General features: G+C 70.2%; 19 protein-coding genes. 8 read left to right on the top strand and 11 right to left on the bottom strand.

All coding sequences use genetic code 11. The annotated features are described in order from the left end of the window. Positions 1–5 precede the first annotated feature (5 nt). Complete coding sequence (gene xylA, locus AC2DFQ_RS08545) at positions 6–1,196, bottom strand: xylose isomerase (protein WP_484533597.1); 1,191 nt, start codon at positions 1,194–1,196, stop codon at positions 6–8. 171 nt (positions 1,197–1,367) lie between these two features. On the opposite strand from xylA, the gene AC2DFQ_RS08540 reads away from it, so the two are divergent. From AC2DFQ_RS08540 to AC2DFQ_RS08520, 5 genes are all read left to right on the top strand, one after another. Then, positions 1,368–2,390: a LacI family DNA-binding transcriptional regulator gene (locus AC2DFQ_RS08540; RefSeq protein ID WP_484533596.1), complete on the top strand. Its 1,023-nt coding sequence runs from the start codon at positions 1,368–1,370 to the stop codon at positions 2,388–2,390. A gap of 300 nt (positions 2,391–2,690) precedes the next feature. Continuing rightward, positions 2,691–6,737 (top strand): endo-1,4-beta-xylanase, encoded by a 4,047-nt coding sequence (locus AC2DFQ_RS08535; protein ID WP_484533595.1) that lies wholly within the window; start codon positions 2,691–2,693, stop codon positions 6,735–6,737. Positions 6,738–6,809: 72 nt separating this feature from the next. After that, on the top strand, positions 6,810–8,009 hold the full coding sequence (locus AC2DFQ_RS08530; protein ID WP_484510311.1) for an ROK family protein: 1,200 nt from the start codon (positions 6,810–6,812) through the stop codon (positions 8,007–8,009). A gap of 48 nt (positions 8,010–8,057) precedes the next feature. Continuing rightward, positions 8,058–8,252 (top strand): hypothetical protein, encoded by a 195-nt coding sequence (locus AC2DFQ_RS08525; protein ID WP_484510310.1) that lies wholly within the window; start codon positions 8,058–8,060, stop codon positions 8,250–8,252. 330 nt (positions 8,253–8,582) lie between these two features. Next, on the top strand, positions 8,583–8,915 hold the full coding sequence (locus tag AC2DFQ_RS08520; RefSeq protein ID WP_484533594.1) for a DUF7882 family protein: 333 nt from the start codon (positions 8,583–8,585) through the stop codon (positions 8,913–8,915). Between the two features lie 6 nt (positions 8,916–8,921). On the opposite strand, the gene AC2DFQ_RS08515 is transcribed toward AC2DFQ_RS08520, so the two are convergent. Continuing rightward, a complete protein-coding gene (locus AC2DFQ_RS08515) occupies positions 8,922–9,239 on the bottom strand; it encodes a DUF7882 family protein (RefSeq protein ID WP_484510307.1) in 318 nt (105 codons plus the stop codon). A gap of 108 nt (positions 9,240–9,347) precedes the next feature. Here AC2DFQ_RS08515 and AC2DFQ_RS08510 point away from each other — a divergent pair, with 108 nt between their 5' ends. Next, positions 9,348–9,662, top strand: a complete 315-nt coding sequence (locus tag AC2DFQ_RS08510; protein ID WP_484533593.1) for a DUF7882 family protein — start codon at positions 9,348–9,350, stop codon at positions 9,660–9,662. 2 nt (positions 9,663–9,664) lie between these two features. Here AC2DFQ_RS08510 and AC2DFQ_RS08505 read toward each other — a convergent pair whose 3' ends face one another. Beyond that, a complete protein-coding gene (locus AC2DFQ_RS08505) occupies positions 9,665–9,916 on the bottom strand; it encodes a hypothetical protein (protein WP_484533592.1) in 252 nt (83 codons plus the stop codon). Positions 9,917–9,979: 63 nt separating this feature from the next. Continuing rightward, positions 9,980–10,549: a MarR family winged helix-turn-helix transcriptional regulator gene (locus AC2DFQ_RS08500; RefSeq protein WP_484533591.1), complete on the bottom strand. Its 570-nt coding sequence runs from the start codon at positions 10,547–10,549 to the stop codon at positions 9,980–9,982. Between the two features lie 157 nt (positions 10,550–10,706). Here AC2DFQ_RS08500 and AC2DFQ_RS08495 point away from each other — a divergent pair, with 157 nt between their 5' ends. Continuing rightward, positions 10,707–11,201: a MarR family winged helix-turn-helix transcriptional regulator gene (locus AC2DFQ_RS08495; protein WP_484533590.1), complete on the top strand. Its 495-nt coding sequence runs from the start codon at positions 10,707–10,709 to the stop codon at positions 11,199–11,201. Positions 11,202–11,289: 88 nt separating this feature from the next. After that, positions 11,290–12,015 carry a DUF72 domain-containing protein gene (locus AC2DFQ_RS08490; RefSeq protein WP_484510302.1) on the top strand — a complete coding sequence of 242 codons (726 nt, stop codon included), beginning with the start codon at positions 11,290–11,292 and terminating at the stop codon, positions 12,013–12,015. 21 nt (positions 12,016–12,036) lie between these two features. Here AC2DFQ_RS08490 and AC2DFQ_RS08485 read toward each other — a convergent pair whose 3' ends face one another. The 7 genes from AC2DFQ_RS08485 to AC2DFQ_RS08455 all read right to left on the bottom strand — a co-directional run bounded on the left by AC2DFQ_RS08485 (position 12,037) and on the right by AC2DFQ_RS08455 (position 17,764). Continuing rightward, complete coding sequence (locus AC2DFQ_RS08485) at positions 12,037–13,212, bottom strand: aminotransferase class I/II-fold pyridoxal phosphate-dependent enzyme (RefSeq protein WP_484533589.1); 1,176 nt, start codon at positions 13,210–13,212, stop codon at positions 12,037–12,039. Positions 13,213–13,214: 2 nt separating this feature from the next. Beyond that, entirely contained in the window at positions 13,215–13,883 is a 669-nt protein-coding gene (locus tag AC2DFQ_RS08480) for a methionine ABC transporter permease (protein ID WP_484510300.1), read from the bottom strand. Further along, on the bottom strand, positions 13,880–14,920 hold the full coding sequence (locus AC2DFQ_RS08475; RefSeq protein WP_484510299.1) for a methionine ABC transporter ATP-binding protein: 1,041 nt from the start codon (positions 14,918–14,920) through the stop codon (positions 13,880–13,882). Before AC2DFQ_RS08475 ends, AC2DFQ_RS08480 begins: the two co-directional genes overlap by 4 nt. After that, entirely contained in the window at positions 14,908–15,750 is an 843-nt protein-coding gene (locus AC2DFQ_RS08470; protein ID WP_484533588.1) for a MetQ/NlpA family ABC transporter substrate-binding protein, read from the bottom strand. The genes AC2DFQ_RS08475 and AC2DFQ_RS08470 overlap by 13 nt, the downstream gene beginning before the upstream one ends. Beyond that, a complete protein-coding gene (locus AC2DFQ_RS08465) occupies positions 15,662–16,201 on the bottom strand; it encodes a phosphotransferase (protein WP_484533839.1) in 540 nt (179 codons plus the stop codon). The genes AC2DFQ_RS08470 and AC2DFQ_RS08465 overlap by 89 nt, the downstream gene beginning before the upstream one ends. Next, a complete protein-coding gene (locus tag AC2DFQ_RS08460; RefSeq protein ID WP_484510297.1) occupies positions 16,198–16,437 on the bottom strand; it encodes a DUF3072 domain-containing protein in 240 nt (79 codons plus the stop codon). The genes AC2DFQ_RS08465 and AC2DFQ_RS08460 overlap by 4 nt, the downstream gene beginning before the upstream one ends. A 76-nt stretch (positions 16,438–16,513) precedes the next feature. Next, positions 16,514–17,764: a D-arabinono-1,4-lactone oxidase gene (locus tag AC2DFQ_RS08455; protein WP_484533587.1), complete on the bottom strand. Its 1,251-nt coding sequence runs from the start codon at positions 17,762–17,764 to the stop codon at positions 16,514–16,516. Position 17,765 lies beyond the last annotated feature (1 nt).

Below are 17,765 nucleotides of genomic sequence, written 5' to 3'. Positions count from 1 at the left end.
CGTGCTCAGCCGCGCGCGCCGAGGAGGTGCTCGGTCGCCAGCTGCTGCAGGCGGACGAAACCGGCGCCCTTGCCACCGAAGTACACCGACGCGTCGAAGTCCTCGTAGGCGGAGCTGTCGGCGAGGAAGTCGTCGTAGCTCTCGCCCTCGTTGAGGGTCGGCGTGGACAGCTCGTCGACCTTGGCGGCGGCGAGCGCCTCCTGCACCTCGGGGTCGGCGCGGAACGCTGCGGCGCGCTCCTTGAGGAGGAGGTAGGTGCGCATGTTCGCCGCGGCCGACTCCCAGACACCCTTCTCGTCCTCGGTGCGCGAGGGCTTGTAGTCGAAGTGACGGGGGCCGTCGTAGGCCGGCACGCCGCCCGGGCCGCCGTTCTCCAGCAGGTCGACGAGCGCGAAGGCATTGTGCAGGTCGCCGTGGCCGAACACGAGGTCCTGGTCGTACTTGATGCCGCGCTGCCCGTTCAGGTCGATGTGGAAGAGCTTGCCGTGGTACAGCGCCTGGGCGATGCCGGCGGCGAAGTTCAGGCCCGCCATCTGCTCGTGACCGACCTCGGGGTTCACGCCCACCAGCTCGGGGCGCTCGAGCGAGTCGATGAAGGCGATCGCGTGGCCCAGCGTCGGCAGCAGGATGTCGCCGCGCGGCTCGTTCGGCTTCGGCTCGATGGCGAAGCGGATGTCGTAGCCCTTGTCGGTGACGTAGTCGCCGAGGAGGTTGACCGCCTCGCGGTAGCGCTCGAGGGCCTGACGGATGTCCTTGGACGAGTCGTACTCAGCGCCCTCGCGTCCACCCCACATGACGAAGGTCTTCGCGCCGAGTTCGGCGCCCAGGTCGAGCTGGCGGAAGACCTTCCGCAGGGCGAATCGGCGCACCTGCCGGTCGTTGGCGGTGAAGCCGCCGTCCTTGAACACCGGAGCGCTGAACAGGTTGGTGGTGACCATCGGCACGATCAGGCCGGTGTCGCTCAGCGCGCCCTTCAAGCGGTCGATCTCGGTCTGACGCTCCGCATCGGTGGAGCCGAAGGCGAAGAGGTCGTCGTCGTGGAAGGTCAGTCCGTACGCGCCGAGCTCGGCCAACTTCTCCACGGCGTGGACGACGTCCAGAGCGGGGCGGGTCGGGCCGCCGAAGGGGTCGGAGCCGTTGTAGCCGACGGTCCAGAGACCGAACGAGAACTTGTCCTTGGGGGTGGGGGTGGCCATGATTCTTCTTTCCTCGTCGAAAAATGTTGCCTTAAACAACCTATCGGCGCTCACGGCCGAGGTCAACACCCTCCGGGATGGCCGCGCGGCCCTGTGCGGCCCGGTTTCGGGGATGCCGATGGCCGGGACGGCGCGGCGTCGAAAGTTTCGCTTTCGCCGTAGAATCCGGTCATGACATCCGATACCGAGACGTCCCGTGTCCGCCTCGTCGACATCGCGGCCGAGGCCGGAGTATCGCTGTCCACCATCTCGAAGGTGCTCAACGGACGTAGCGACATCTCCCCCCTCACACGCGCGCGTATCCAGGAACTGCTCGCCTCGCGCGGCTATACCCGGCGTGCGTCCTCGGGGCGAGACCGCGGGGAGTTGATCGACCTTGTCTTCCACGAGTTCGAAGCCAGCTGGTCGATGGAGATCATCGCCGGTGTGGAGGAAGTGGCCAAGGAGCACGGACTGTCCGTCGTGGTGACCGAGAGTGGCAGCCGCCATTCGCTCGAGCCGGAATGGATGGAGGCCGTCCTGCGCCGGCGCCCGGCGGGGATCGTGCTCGTGGTGTCGGACATCCCCCTCGAACAACGCCGGCAGCTGGCATCCCAGAACATCCCCTTCGCCATCGTCGACTCCGCCGGCGATCCCCCGGCCGATGTCGCATCGGTCGGCTCGGCCAACTGGGCCGGAGGGCTCGCGGCGACGCGCCACCTCATCGAGCAGGGCCACACGCGGATCGCCGCGATCACGGGGCCGGACGACATGATGTGCTCCCTCGCGCGCCTTGATGGTTACCGCTCGGCGATGGCGAGCGCGGGTCTCGCCGTCGACCCGGGATGGGTGCGGTTCGGCTCCTTCCACGTCGAGGGCGGTCGCGAGGCCGCGCTCGCCCTGCTGACGCTCGCCGACGCTCCGAGCGCGATCTTCGCCGGGAACGATCTGCAAGCGCTCGGCGTGTACGAAGCGGCGCGCGCGCGGGGGCTGCGAGTCCCCGACGACCTGTCCGTCGTGGGCTTCGATGACATCGCCCCGGCGCAGTGGGTCAGCCCGCCCCTGACGACGGTGCACCAGCCGCTTCGCCGCATGGGAGCAGAAGCGGCGCGTATCGTGCTGCGAGCATCCGCGGCCGACCGGGATGCCGCCGCTCCCCGGATCGACCTGGCGACACATCTCGTCGTGCGCGGAAGCACCGCCCCTCCCCGCTGAGCACCGCATCCCGAAGCGGCGACCCACGCGCCCGGTTCTCGCCTCAGGTTCGAGGGACAGGATCTGTCGGGTCCCGCCCCGGAGAGCCGGCAGATGCTGTCCCTTCAGCGGCGCGACGCCGGCACCGGGATCGGACGACAAGGAGGGCGCGCTCGCGCCGGGGGAAGGCCAGGACCCCGTGGGAGCGCACCCAACGGAACTTTCGGTGGAGTTTCGTCACGTTTGCGTAACGAACGCCCGAAACGGCGCGAGTGCGGAGATATGTTGGCGCGCACAACATGACCGCGCAAAGGAGCGCCCGTGTCTCGACGATTCCTCCCCCTCGTCTCCCTGGCCGCTGTGGGGGCCCTTGTGCTCACGGGCGCCCCTCCGGCTACCGCAGCGCCTGTGGTCGTCAGCGCCGTCGATTTCGAAGACGGCACGATCGGCACGTGGGCCCAGAGCGGCGGGGCGACCGACACGCTGAGTGTGGTCGACCTCGACGGGAGCACGGTGCTGCAGGTCGCGGATCGCTCTGCGGACTTCGTCGGACTGCAGAGCCCGGCCGGGATCTACGAAGCCGGCACCACGTACAGCTTCTCCATGCGCGTGCGCCTGGCCGAAGGAACACCCGACAGCTCAGCGCGCTTCGTCATGAAGCCCGCGTACGACTGGATCGGCAACACGGCCGTGACGTCCTCGGCATGGACCACGGTGAGCGGCACGTACACCGCCCCCGCCGGGGACACCTCACAGCTGCAGGCCTACATCGGCACGACGGACATCGCGGGCGGTCTCCCCTATACCTACTACGTCGACGACATCGTCGTGACCGCCGATCCTGCCGACGACGGCGGCGGCACGCCCGACGTTCCGCCCGGCGGGGCCGTGAATCCCACCGCCACACCGGTGTCCGCGGCCGAGGGCAGCGGGAACGTCGCGGCCCTCACCTTCGACGACGGCCCGAACCCGGGCACCACACCGGCGCTGCTGGACTTCCTGGCCGAGCGCGATATCCGCGCGGTGTTCTGCGTGATCGGCCAGAACATCACCGCGCCCGGTGGGACCGACATCCTGCGGCGGATCGTCACAGAGGGCCACGTCCTCTGCAACCACTCCACCACGTATGACGACATGGGCGGTCTGTCCGAGGCCGAGGCGGCCCAGCGCATGGCCGAGAACCTCACGATCATCCGCACCGCACTCGACGACCCCGACCACCCGGTGCCGTTCTTCCGTGCACCCAACGGGTCGTGGGGCAACACTCCCGCCGCGGCCGTCTCGCTCGGCATGCAGCCCCTCGCGGTCGTGAACACCATCAACGACTGGCAGACGCAGGAGGAAGCCACCCTCACGGCGAACCTGCGCGCGGCGATGAAGCCCGGCGAGGTCGTGCTCGTCCACGATGGCGGCGGCGAGCGCTCCGGATCGCTGGCGGCCACCCGCACCGTCGTGACCGAACGCCTGGCCGCGGGCTGGTCGTTCACGCTGCCCGCCGGCACGCCCGACGGCGGCGAGGAGCCGGGCGGACAGCCGCCCGGCACCGTGCTGCTGGACACCACCTTCGACGACGGTCTGCTGGACGGATGGGCGCCGCGCGCTGGCTCGGGTTCGTCCACGCCGGTCGTCGCCGTGGTCGAGGGCGGCGCGTCGGACACGGCCTTCGCGGCGCAGGTCTCCGGTCGCACGCACGAGGGCGACGGCATCCAGCACGACGTCGCGGACGTCCTGATCCCCGGGCAGACCTACCGGATGTCGGCGGCGGTGCGCTTCGCGCCGGGCGCCGCGGTCGGCCTGGGTCTCTCGGTCTCGATGCGCACGGTCACCGGCGGATCGGAAAGCTACGCGAACATGCTGCAGATCGACAACGCCTCGGCGGATGTCTGGACGACCATCGAGGGCGAGTTCACGGTCCCGACCTACGACACCAACGCCGAGCTCTACATCGAGGCCCGCTACAACAGCGGCAACACGTCGACCTTCCTCGTCGACTCGCTGCGGGTGTGGGTGCCGGAGCCGTCAGCGGTCGACACATCGCTCGTGCCGCTGAAGGACACGCTCGACTTTCCCGTCGGAGTCGCCATCGACTCCCGCGAGACGACCGGCGGAGCGTCGGAACTGCTGCTGCACCACTTCGACCAGATCACGCCTGAGAACCATATGAAGGTCGAAGCCTGGTACGACGGCGCGCAGAACTTCGTCCGCCACGCCGAGGCCACCGCGCTGCTCGATTACGCCCGGACGAACGATCTGCGCCTGTACGGACACGTGCTGGTGTGGCACTCCCAGACGCCCGCGTGGTTCTTCCAGGACGACACCGGACGGGAGCTGACGAACTCCCCGGCGGATCAGCAGCTCCTGCGCGAGCGCCTGCGCACCCACATTCATGCGGTAGCCGCCTCCATCGCCGAGGACTACGGCCCGTACGGCTCGGCCACCAACCCGGTCGTGGCGTGGGACGTCGTCAACGAGGTGATCTCCGACCAGAGCACCCCCGACGGACTGCGCACGAGCCGTTGGCACGACGTCCTGGGCGAGGAGTACATCCATCTCGCTTTCCGGTACGCGGATGAGGCGTTCAACGACACGTACGCCGCCCCCGGCGCCGACCGTCCGGTGGGTCTCTTCATCAACGACTACAACACCGAGCAGGACGTCAAGGGCGCCCAGTACGAGGCCCTCGTCGAGCGGCTCGTCGCCGCCGATGTGCCCGTCGACGGGGTCGGCCACCAGTTCCACGTGTCGGTGAACACGCCGGTGGCGGCGATGGAGAATGCGCTCGCGCGCTTTGCGGGAATGGGTCTGATGCAGGAGGTGACCGAGCTGGATGTCACCATCAACCCGGCGACCGAGGCCAACCGCATCCGGCAGGGGCACTTCTATCGCGACGCGTTCGCGATGCTGCGTGGCTACCATGTGGCGGCACCGGAAGACGAGAAGCTGTTCGCCGCGACCGTCTGGGGGCTCACCGACACGCGCTCGTGGCGCGCGGAGCAGCAGCCCCTGCTGTTCGACGGCGCGCTGCAGGCCAAGCCGGCGTACTTCGGCGCGGTGGATGACGCGGAGAACCTCCCGCCGCTCGTCACCACCGCGGATGTGTTCGGCGGAGACGTCGCCCTCGCCGACGGCTTCGCCGAGGCTCCGGAGTGGCGCAACCTTCCGGAGAATCCCCTGACCGGCGGCGTCAGCGGCTTCCAGACACGCTGGAACGCCGATCACCTCACGGTGCTCGTGCGCACCGCGGAGGTGCCCGAGCGACTGGAGTTCACCTACCGCGGGGCGGAGTACACGTTCGACGAGGGCGCCCCCGACTCGGTCGCCGGCATCGCCGCGACGGTCGGCGACCGCCACGTGGTGGCCGTGCATCTGCCGCACTCCGGCATCTCCGTGGGCGACACCGCCGACTTCGACGTGCGCGTGATCGTGAACGAGGAGGTGCGAGGCGCCTGGAACTCCCCCGGCGCCACGGGCCGCCTGACCTTCCTCGAGCCGCTGTCGTTCCTGCGCATCCCGGAGCTGACCGCGCCGGAGGTCGACGGGGAAGTGGACCCGGTATGGGCCGATGCCCCGGCGGTGACCACCGCGACGACGGTCGAGGGAGATGCCGCCGGTGCCACCGCCGATGTGCGGGCGACGTGGCGCGGCAACACCCTGTACGCGCTGTTCGACGTCACCGACCCCGCTCTGGACCTCACCAGCAGCGATCCCTGGAACCGTGACTCGGTGGAGCTCTTCCTCGACCTCGGCAACAGCAAGTCCGGGGCGTACGGTCCCAACGACACACAGATCCGGATCACCGCGGACAACCAGCTGTCCTTCGGCACCGGCAACGCTGCGGCGCAGCAGGCGCGTGTGCTGAACAGCGCGACGACGACCACCGACACCGGATACCGGGTCGAGGTGGCCGTCGCGATGATCGGCCAGTCCGGCGGGCAGAACGACGTGCCGCTGGGCGGCGCCGGGACGTTCCACGGCATCGACTTCCAGGTCAACGACGGCCGCGCCGGCGTGCGAGTCGCCGTGCACACGTGGGCGGAGCCGACGGGCACGGGCTACCAGAACACCGCCCGGTGGGGCGTCGCCGAGCTGGTCGCAGCAGGTCCCGCTCCGACAGACCCGACCGATCCGACCGATCCCGCCGATCCCGCTCCGGACCCGAACACGCCGAGCGTGATGCCGCTGCCGGGAAGCTCGCTGACCGACGGCAACAGCGGGGGGATCACGCTCCCCGCGACCGCGCGACGGGGCGACGCAGATCCCCTCGCCGGAACCGGGGGCACAGTCCCGCTCGGCGCCCTCGCCCTCGGTGCCGGGATGCTGGCGCTCGGCCTGGTCCTGGCCTTCGCGCGACGGCTCCGGAGGAACTGAGGCGGTTCGCTATTTCGTGGTCGCTAGCAACAAACGTCATCGCGAGGCCCGTCTGCTCGCTACTCTGGTGCGATGACGACGCCGCGCACGGGAATCGAACAGGTCCGTGCCGGAAACCTCGGTCGACTCCTCCGCCGCGTGCACGTCAGCGGCCCCGCCTCCCGGGCCACCCTGACGGCCGAACTCGCTCTGAACCGCTCGACGATCGCAGACCTCGTCGCGGAGCTGGTCGCCCTCGGTCTCATCCGCGAGGGCGCCCCGAGCCCCGAGCGCCGCGTCGGGCGGCCCTCCCCCATGGTGCAGACGCACCCGGATGTGATCGCCATCGCCGTCAACCCGGAGGTGGATGCGCTCGAGATCGCCGCGGTGCGCCTGGACCGCTCGATCCCGATCCGCGAACGCGTCGAGATGGACCACCTCCTCTCGCCCGAGGAGACGACCGATCTCGTGCGCGCGCACATCGACACGTGGCTCTCCGGCCCCCTCGCCGGCGCGGCCGTGACCGCCGTGGGCGTCGCCGTCCCGGGTCTCGTCCGGGAGGCGGACGGGGTCGTTCGCACCGCCCCCCACCTCGGGTGGACCGACGCTCCCCTGCGCACCATGATCGCCGAGGCCACGGGCGTGCCGGCCGTCGTGGGCAACGACGCGAGCCTCGGCGTGCTGGCCGAGCACCGCTTCGGGGCGGCACACGGGATCGACGACGTCGTGTATCTCAACGGCGGGGCCAGCGGCATCGGCGGCGGTCTCATCGTGCAGGGCATGGCCGTGTCCGGCGCGGGCGGGTACTCCGGTGAATTCGGGCAGAACCGCCCGGGCATCGTCTCCGACAGCGACCGCCGCGCTCCCGGTGGCGTCCTGGAGGACGAGGTCAGCCGTTCGCGGCTGCTCGAGGCCGTCGGCCTCGCCTCGGCGGACGAACCGACCCTCGGTGCGGTGCTCGCCGCCTCGACATCCTCGGCCGTGGCCGCCGAGATCGCCCGGCAGCGGCGCATCCTCGCCACCGCCCTCGCCAACGCCGTCAACGTCCTCAATCCGTCCGTCATCGTCCTGGGGGGCTTCCTCGCGACGATCGCAGGCCTCGACCTGCCCGCCCTGACCGGAGCAGTGGCCGCACAAGCCATGCCTGCCAACTCCGAAGGCCTCGACATCCGCGTGGCGTCGCTGGCCGCCGACCGCCTCCTCATCGGCGCCGCCGAAGCCGCCTTCGAACCGCTCCTGGACGATCCGGCCGCCGCAGCACCGCGGAGAGCGGTCGCTACACCCGCCGGCTGAACCCGGCAAGCCCTTCGCCGCACACCCGCCCCGCGCAAGAGTAGGGGGATGAGCGATCCGACTCTCCCTCCCGGCTCCCCCTCCGCGCCCGGTATGCCCGGGCCCGCCCCCGGCATGCCGAGCCCGACCCCGGGCGGTCCCCCCGCAGAACCGCCGGCCCCGTACCCGGACGAGCCGCTCGCCCCCACCCCCGATGAGCCGACCCTGCCGCTACCGGACGGCCCGGGCCGCACCCTCGCCTGACCCGCGGCACGCATGACGGCGTCATCCGCTCTGCCCGCTCCGCTCGCAGGGGCGGGCGGAGCGGATCAGCGCCGACGCGGGCGGCGCGGGACGAGTTCCCCGTCGACGACGTCGATGGGGGTCAGCCCGGCGAATGCGTCATCTGCGCTCGAGGTCCCCTCTGTGGCGTCGTCTCCGCCGGGGGCTCCAGGGCCTGGGCGTGCACTCACGGTTCTCCTCCTTCAGACTCCTCCAGGCTCGCAAGGGCCGGTGCGTAGCGCATCCCCTTGACAGTCCCGCGCGGGCGGGCGTATCCCGTGCGAGGCGGGCGAGAACGCTAGGGTGGTCGCCATGGGCACCATCTACTACGGCGGATCCGGCGCACCTATTCAGATCGAGGATCGCGCCCTGGCGCATCTGAAGGTCGTCATCGCGACGAAGCTGCGCCGCGGCGAGAGCTTCACCGTCTCCTGGCGCCACCCCCAGGATCAGCCGCCGGGACGCAGCACGCTGTGGCTGCACCCCTCGATCCCGCTGCGTTTCGTGTTCGATGACCCGGTGGCCCCCACACTCAGTCGCGAGTGGATCGAGGAGCTCGCCGCCTCCGCGAACTCGACGGGCGGCATCATGCTCGTCTCGGAGCACTTCGACCTCGCGGCGCCCGAGCGCAGCGAGAAGTCCTGAGCGGCGTCAGCCCTCTTCGACGAAGGAGTCCTCGGAGGGCTCCGGAACGATCGTGAGGCCGCTCGGGCCGCTCGCGACGAGCATCAGCTCTTCCACCCACGCGCGGTTGATGCGCGGGGCTCGGCTGCCGAAGAAGTGGAACTGGATGGGCACAGCAGGGTGCATCCAGTAGCTGCGCCGGCCGCTGCCGTCACCGACCTCGACGTCGAACATGAACGACTCCGAGCGGCGGAGCTTATTCATCACGACGATGCGGAGATGTGCGAGGGTGCGGTCATCGATGTCGACGGAGTTCGGCATCGTGTCGTAGATGAATCTGCCCATGCGCCGAGCCTAGCGTCCCGACGTGCGCGCGCCTGCCGACCGGTATGGGCACCCGCCCCGGAACGCAAGCCCTCCCGGCCTGCCGGCGCGGCACCGTAACGTGGAGGCGTGGGAACGATCTTCTATGGCGACTCGGCGACACCGATCGAGATCGAGGACCGGGCACTGGCTCACCTGAAGGTGGTGATCGCGACCAAGCTGCGCAGAGGCGAGAGCTTCACGCTGTCGTGGACGCACCCCGAGGGCCAGGAACCCGGGCGGAGCACGGTGTGGCTGCATCCCTCGATCCCGCTGCGCTTCGTCTTCGACGACCCGGAGCCGGCGATGCTCAGCCGCGCGTGGATCGAGGAACTGGCGAACTCGGCGAACTCGTCCGGGGGACTCATGCTCGTCGGCGAACCGCCCGAGCAGCGTCCCTCCTGAGGTCAGAGCAGGTCGAGGATCTCGCGCACGCCGGCTTCCACCGCCGTGGGTACCACGAGGGGGCGCCCGGCCGTGAAGGCATCCCATTCGCGCAGCAGGATGGTCTCGATGCGTGCCGACGCCACGCCGGGGTAATCGACGCAGAGACGCTCGACGACGGCGGTGAACGACGCGACTTCGACGCCTTCGATCTCCAGCACGGCGCCCTCGGACGGACCCCCGCCCGGGGTCGCGTCTACCGGCTCGTCGTCCATGCGCTCATCGTTTCACGGCGGTCCGGCAAATGCGAATACTCTGCGCTCGGGGAGCGCACCTGCCTAGCGATCGCCCGGCGCTCGTCCGATGGCGAGTTCGATGGGCGCCTCCGGGGCGTCTCCCGCGACGTGCGCGTCGACCTGGTCGACGGCCTCCTGGAGCCGAGTGAGGGTCTCCACGACGATCGCGCTCTCCTCCGGCGACATGTCGACGACGGCCGCCATCATCCGTTCGTGCATCTTGCCGAGCGTGGCTCGCACCTCCGCGTCGGACTCCTTGGTCGCCACGACGAGGATGCTGCGGCGATCGGAGGGGTGCGGAATCCGGGTGACGTGACCCGACTTCTCGAGGCGGTCGATGATCGCGGTGGTGGAGGCGGTGGAGACGCCGAGATACCGCGTCAGCTCGCTCGGTGACACCGAGCGGCCCTCGCCGGAGGCGCGGAGAAGGTAGCGGAGGACGAGCAGTTCGTTCTCACCCATCGACATCGACTCGCGCGTCCGGCGGCGCATCGCGATCTCGGCCGCACGGTACACGCGGAACGCCTGCAGTACCTCTACCGCGCGCTCACGGCGGTCCTCTTCCGTCCCGCCGTACCAGTAGCGCGACGACTCGCCCCGCGTTTCTTCCACGTCGGGCATCCTATGCCAGGGCATGTACCGCCCGTCCACCCCGATCGGAGTTTGCCGTCGCACGGGCACCGGGGGGTACGATGTGCTGCATCGCTCGGCTATTTGCTCCGTTCGGGAGTATCTCGCTCCGCTAGGTGATAGCCGCGAAGGGGGTGTCGTGAGGCAGACCGCGTCGGCGGATGACGTCGTGAAGGCGCTGGACGGATTGTCCGGCGTGGAGAAGTCGGTGGATCGCGTCACTCTGCACGCGCTGGGTATCGGACCCAATGACGCGCGCGTGCTCCGCCACCTGATCGAGCTGGAGGCCGGCGGCGGGGAGGCCACCCCGCGGAGCCTCTCGGCACTGCTGGGCATATCGTCCGCTGCCACCACGGCGCTGATAGACCGTCTGGTCCAGGCCGGATGGGCCGAACGGGAACCGCACCCGCAGGATCGGCGAAGCATCATCGTCAGATCCACGGTGCCGGCCGGTTCCCCTGCGCGCCGGCTGCTCGCCGTGCGGCGAGTGGCGGTATCGGTCGCTGCCGCCCGGCTGGGGGCTCAGGAGCGACGCACGGTTGTCGAGTTCCTCGACGAGCTGCACCGTGCCGAGGAGCATTACCTCGACGAGGTGAGCGGAACCGTCGGGTCGGAGGCACCGCGCGCACAATAGCTCGCGGCGATAGCGCGCCGTGCGGCGCGGGGTCAACCCGCTGCGCCCCGCGGCCCCGATCGGCGATCGTCGATGCGGGAGGAGCTGCATGCACACACCGCGCGCATGGATCGGGACATCGGGGTGGAGCTACCCGCACTGGCGAGGTGTGCTCTACGAGCCCGGCACCCGTGACCAACTCGCCCGGTACGTGCGGGAGTTCGACACCGTCGAACTGAACACGAGCTTCTACCGGTGGCCGCGGCCGGAGCGACTGGCGGCCTGGCGCGACCGGCTCCCGCCCGGGTTCCAGCTGGCCGTCAAAGCGCCGCGCGGGGTCACGCACGCGCGCAGCCTCACGCTCACACCGGAGTGGCAGGAGCGGATCGCGCTCGGCCTGGCGGCCGTGGGCGATCGGCGCGGTCCGTTCCTGGCCCAGCTCCCCCCCAAGGCCGAGCGCGACGACGCGCGCCTCGCGGCCTTTCTGGAGGGGCTTCCCCCGGACTCCCGCCCCGTCGTGGAGTTGCGGCACCCGTCATGGGTGGATGAGGAGGTGTTCCAGCTGCTCGAGCGGCACGGGGCGGCGTACTGCGTGATGAGCGGCGCGGGTCTCCCGTGCGTGCTGAGGGCCACCGCATCCTTCGTCTACGTGCGCCTGCACGGTCCGGATGACACCCTCTACAACGGGTCGTACAGTCCCGACGCGATCGCGTGGTGGACCGACCGCATTCGTGAGTGGCTGGGTGAGGGGCTCGACGTGTACGCCTACTTCAACAACGACCTGGGCGGTAACGCCGTCCGCGATGCCCGCGCGCTGCGCGACGCGCTGGCCTGAGCGCGCGGCGTTGTCACGGCCTCACGTCCCGGCGTTCGCGGTGAAGGCATGGAGACGCTCGATCAGTTCGGCAAGCGCTTCTTCGTCCCGCACCAGACCGATGCGGATGTAGCCGCGTCCGCCCGGGCCGAAACCGTCGCCGGGGGCGACGGCGACCCGCTGCTCCTCGCGAAGGCGCCCGGCGAAGGCCACCGCATCCCCGCCGCCGGGGACGCGCACCCACACGAAGAAGCTCCCGTCAGGAGCTGCGACCTCCCACCCGATCCGGCGAAGGCCCGCGACGACGACGTTCCGGCGACGCTGGTACATCGCCACGAGGTCCGCGACCGCCGACTGGTCGCCCTCCAGCGCCGCGGCGGCGGCTTCCTGAGTGGCGCCGAACAGGGTGCTGAACGCGTGCGCCTGGTACCGCGACATGGCGGCGATGATCGACGCGTTACCCGCGGCGTATCCCACGCGCCATCCCGCCATGCTGTAGCTCTTCGAGAGCGTCTGCACCTCGACGGTGACCTCGTGCGCGCGGTCGACGGCCAGGGCCGACAGCGGCCGTCGCCCGTCGAACCCGAGAGAGGAGTACGCGAAGTCGTGCACGAAGGCCGCGCCCGTGCGGTGGGCGAAGGCGGCCGCCTCTTCGAAGGTCTGCGGCACCGCCAGCGCGCCGGTGGGGTTGTTCGGATAGTTCAGCAGCAGCACCGACGCGTCGCTCAGCCCCGCCAAGGCGGCGAAGTCCGGTTGGTAGGCCGGCGCGGGAAGAGGAAGCGGCACCAGCTGCGCACCGGCCAGGCCCGTCGCCGACGTGTAGAGCGGATAGCCCGGATCGGGGAGGACGACGGTGCTCCCCGGATCGGCGAGCGCCATGACGGCGCCCAGAAGGGCCTCGTGGGAGCCGTGGGAGACCACGATCTCCGCATCCGGGTCGACCTCGACGCCGTGGTCCTGGCGGTACCGACGGGCGATCGCGCGCCGGAACGACGGCCGGCCGGCGTAGGACGGATAACGGTGATTGACCGGATCCGCCACGTCGCGCTGCATCGCCGCGACGATGTGCTCGGGGGTGGGGACATCCGGGTTGCCCTTGGACACGTCGATCATCGCCGGCCCGGGCTGGGCGGAGAGCCGCGCGATCTCCCGGTCCATCCCGCCCCAGAAATTCTGCGGAAGGCCACTCACCCGCCCGGCGGGGCGATAGTCGACCACGCTCACCTCCGCCCGACGCGCCGAGCGACGGCGGAGCCGACCATCTGGATGCCCTGGACCAGCACGACCAGGGTGATCACGGTGGCCACCATCGCGAAGCCGTCGTAGCGCTGGTAGCCGTACGACAATGCCAGATCGCCGATGCCGCCCGCCCCGACGGTGCCGGCCATGGCCGTCGCGTCGATCAGGCCGACCGTCGCGATGGTCACCGCCAGGATGAGCGAACCGCGAGCCTCGGGCAGGAGGAACCGCCAGAAGATCTGCAGGGGCGAGGCACCCATGGCGCGCGCCGCCTCGATCACGCCGCGGGGCACCTCGAGCAGCGAGTTCTCCACCAGCCGGCCGATGTAGGGGGCGATCATCACGGTGAGCGGCACGATGGCCGCCCACACGCCGATGCTGGTGCCCACGAGGAATCTCGTGAAGGGGAGGATCGCCACCAGCAGGATGATGAAGGGCAGCGACCGGACGAGGTTGACGAGGATTCCCAGCACGAGGTGCACGGCCCGGTGGGGCAGCACCCCGCCGGGGCGGGTCAAGGCCAACACCGTGCCGATGACGATCCCGAGGATCGAGCCCAGGACGAGGGCCACCCCGAGCATCTGCAGCGTCTCGCCGAGCGCCTTCAGATAGATGTCGGGCGTGATGAGGGTCCAGCGGTCGCCGGTCATGCGTTCACGTCCTCGAGGTGGATGACGCGCTCGGCGAGGTAGGTGCGCGCTCGTCGCACGCGGTCGGGGTCGCCGGTGACCTGAACGATCATCTGCCCCACGGTGTGGTCCTGGATCTCGGTCATGTCGGCGTGCAGCATGTTGACCGATACGTCCAGGTCGCGGATGAGATCGGACACCAGCGGCTGCGTGACCTCCGCGTCCAGGAGCAGGAGGCGCCACAGGCCGCCGGCGCCGAGGTGGTCCACCACCCGGCGGGGCAGGTCCTGCGGGACCACGGTGGACACGAAGTCGCGCGTGATGGCCTCGCGGGGATGCAGGAACGTGTCGAGCACCGCGCCCTGTTCGACCACGCGCCCCTCGGCCATCACCGCGACCGAATGGGCGAGGTCTTTGATGACGTCCATCTCGTGCGTGACGACGAGGATGGTGGTGCCGTACTCGCGGTTGATGTCGCGCAGCAGGTCGATGATCTGCACCGTGGTGGTCGGGTCCAGCGCGCTGGTGGCTTCGTCCGAGAGCAGGATGCGGGGATTGCGCACCAGCGCGCGGGCGATGCCGACGCGCTGCTTCTGTCCTCCGGAGAGCTCCCCGGCGAAGCTGTCGGCTTTCCCCCCGAGCCCGACGAAGTCGAGCACCTCCTCCGCGCGGGCGCGGGCGGCGGGCTTGCCGACACCGTCCAACCGCAGGGGCAGCGCGACGTTGTCGCGCACGCGGACGGTCTCGAGCAGGTTGAACTGCTGGAAGATCATCCCGGTGTGCTTCTGCGCGTCACGCAATCCGCGGCCGCGCAGCGCCCCCATGTCGACGCCGTCCACGACGACGCGACCGGTGGTGGGCCGCTCCAGCCCGTTCACCATCCGGATGAGGGTGGATTTCCCCGCCCCGCTGTAGCCGATCACCCCGAAGATCGCCCCCTCGGCGACCTCGAGGGAGACGCCGCGAAGGGCCGCGGTGTCGGCGGCCCTTCCCGGAAACGTCTTGGATACGTCGTCGAAGACGATCGTCCCCGATCCAGCGGAGCTCACTCGAACCATGCGGGCAGGTTGTAACCGTCGTACTGCGCGTTCGAGGTGATGTACTCGACGAACTCAGGCGACTCGTAGGCGGCCTTGATCGCCTGGGCCCAGTCGGATTCGACGTCGGCGCCGCGCACGGTGACGACGTTGGAGAACTCGACCGGCTGATCTTCCACCGCGAGCGCGTCGTCGTAGTCGAGGCCGCCCGCGATGATGAAGTTGCCCTGGATGGTGGCGTAGTCCACGTCCTGCAGCGCGGGGACCTGCTGCGCGTTCTCGATCGCGGTGATGTTCAGATTGTGCGGGTTGTCGGTGATGATCGACAGGTCGGCGGTGTTCGGATCTTCCACGTCGTCGAAGTCGATCCATCCGAGGTCGCGGAGGATCAGCAGCCCCCGGTAGAGGTTCGAGGGAGCGTTGGGCACGCTGATGGTCGATCCGTCGGCGACGTCGTCGATGGAGGTCTTCTTCCCTCCGAACAGGCCCATCCGGGGGGTGGGGATCTGGACGAGCGCCACGTTGTCGAGGCCCTCCTGGGCGTTGACGAAGTCGAGATAGACGGGGTGCTGCATGATGTTCGCGTCGATCTCACCCGAGTCCACGGCCACGTTCACGACGATGCCGTCGGTGAAGTCCACCGTCTCGACGGTGTAGCCGTCGTCCTCGAGGATCGGCACGATCCCGTCCTGGAACATCTCCAGGTACGGCCCGGGGTTGAATCCGACGGTGATGTCGGTCTTGTCGGCGTCGCCGGCGCCGTCACCCGGCGACGTCGAGGCACCGGCGCATCCGGTCAGCAGAAGAGCAAGGGCCGCGGTTCCGGCCAGCAGAGTGCGGGGAATGCGCATGGGAGTCCTCTTTCGCTGTGCAAGGGATGCGGCCGCCTCCGCGACGCGTCGGGTCCGCGTCACTGCCGCCCCGCCACCGTAGAACGGCCGCGCGCATCCCCCGATTCGCCTCGTCATACGATGCAACAATCACGCGCCTTGAGACCAGGCGGGCGTTACCGGATGTCCACAACGCCCACCACCGGCCGCGGGCCCAGGTCGCGTCATCCAGTGCCATCTCCCGCCGGAAGACGCCTCGTGCTGACGCGGGGAGGAACGTCCACAGGGGCACCGTGTCGCACGCCGGATCCCCCCACGCCCGCGCGCAGCCGAAGTCCAGCACCGCGGCCAACCGGCCCTCGCGGATGAGCAGATTGGCTGCGGCGACATCGCCGTGCACCCATCCTTCGCCCCAGCGGAGTGGCCCCGCCGGCGGAGTCGGCCCGCGAGGGGCCGGCCCCGGGGGCGTCAGCCGGCCGAGCGGCCGGTCTTGTCCTGGAGGCGGTCGATCTGCTCGGAGGCCTCGGCCTTGGTGATGTCGGCCGGGATCTCCTCCCCCGCCTCGCGCGCGAGGGTGTCGAGGTAGCTGCGCTGCGGCGCGGTCATCGGCTCGTCACCGGTGACCCACGTCGAGGGGTCCTTCTCGACGGGGTTGTTGCTGTTCTCGGTCGCGCCGAGCATCTCTCGTTCGTCGTTTCCATCAGACATGCGTTCGATGGTAGGTGCTCCCCCCGACACGGCGACGGGCCTTGACTGGGGCAGGCACCCGTGCGAGCCGTGCTCGTCACAGACCGATGCGCTCGAGGAAGCCGTTCGAGAACGTGCCGTGCGGATCCAGCGAGCGGCGGAGCGAGCGGAAGCTCTCCCACTGCGGATACAACTGCGGGAGGCGCCCGGCGGCAGCATCCAGGTCGAACACCTTCCCCCAGTGCGGTCGCGCGGAGAACGGCTCGAGCGCGTCTTCGATCCGCGGCAGCAGCTTCTCGACCTCCGGTTGGCGCGGCTCCCATGTGAAGTGGATGCCCACGACATCACGCCCCGCCGCGGGCGAGAGCCACAGGTCGTCGGCGGCGACCGTGCGCACCTCGGACACCAGCAGGAGCGGTGCGATCGCACTCGCGAGCGACCGGATGGCGCGGAGGGCGCCGGCCGCGTGTTCGCGGGGGACGAGGTACTCCGACTGCAGTTCGTCGCCGTTGGACGGGGTGAACTCCAGCTTGAAGTGCGGAAGGCGCGCGAGCCAGGGCCCGGGCACCCCCAGCTGGTCGGTGCAGTGCTCGGGGTCCACACCGGGCAGCGGGTGCCGCTTGCCCGTGGCGGCCCGCGCACCCAGGACGCTGTCCGGGGCGGGGCTCGCCCCGTCTGCACGGCGCTTGACCCACAACTGGTCGACCACGTCCGGGTCGCGCCATGTCGTGAACATCGACACGCTGTACCCGAGCGCCGTCACCGCGTCGTAGTCCTCCAGCGCCGCGTCCAGCGGCAGCCGCTCGTAAACGGTCTGCGCGATCTCGAAACTCGGCACGATGTCGAGCTCGACGGCGGTCACGATCCCCAGCGCGCCGAGGGAGACCACCATCCCAGGAAACCCGTCATCCCCGCGGCGGAACGTGCGCGCCTCGCCGTCGGCGAGCACCAGGTCCACGGCGGCCACGGCCGAGGCCAGCGAGCCGACCGCGTCTCCCGACCCGTGCGTGCCGGTGGCCACGGCGCCCGCGAGCGAGATGTGCGGGAGCGAGGCGAGGTTGGTGAGCGCCCAGCCGGCGCGCTCGAGTTCGGCGGCGAGGTCGCCGTACCGCAGGCCGGCCGAGGCGCGGACGATCCCGCGGTCGCTGTCGATCGAGACCTCTCGGGGGAGTTCGGTCACCGAGATCGCCACGCCCTGGGTGTCGGCGACGGTGTTGAAGCTGTGGCGGCTGCCGAGCGCCTTGACCCGCTCGGCGCCGCGTACTGCGGCGGCGATGTCGGCGAGGGACGCGGGGGCGATCGTCTCGGCCGCGGAATAGACGAGGTTGCCCGCCCAGTTCGTGCGCACG

The organism is Microbacterium sp. Z11_20, assembly GCF_057197605.1.
This window is presented reverse-complemented; position numbering and strand designations above follow the sequence as displayed.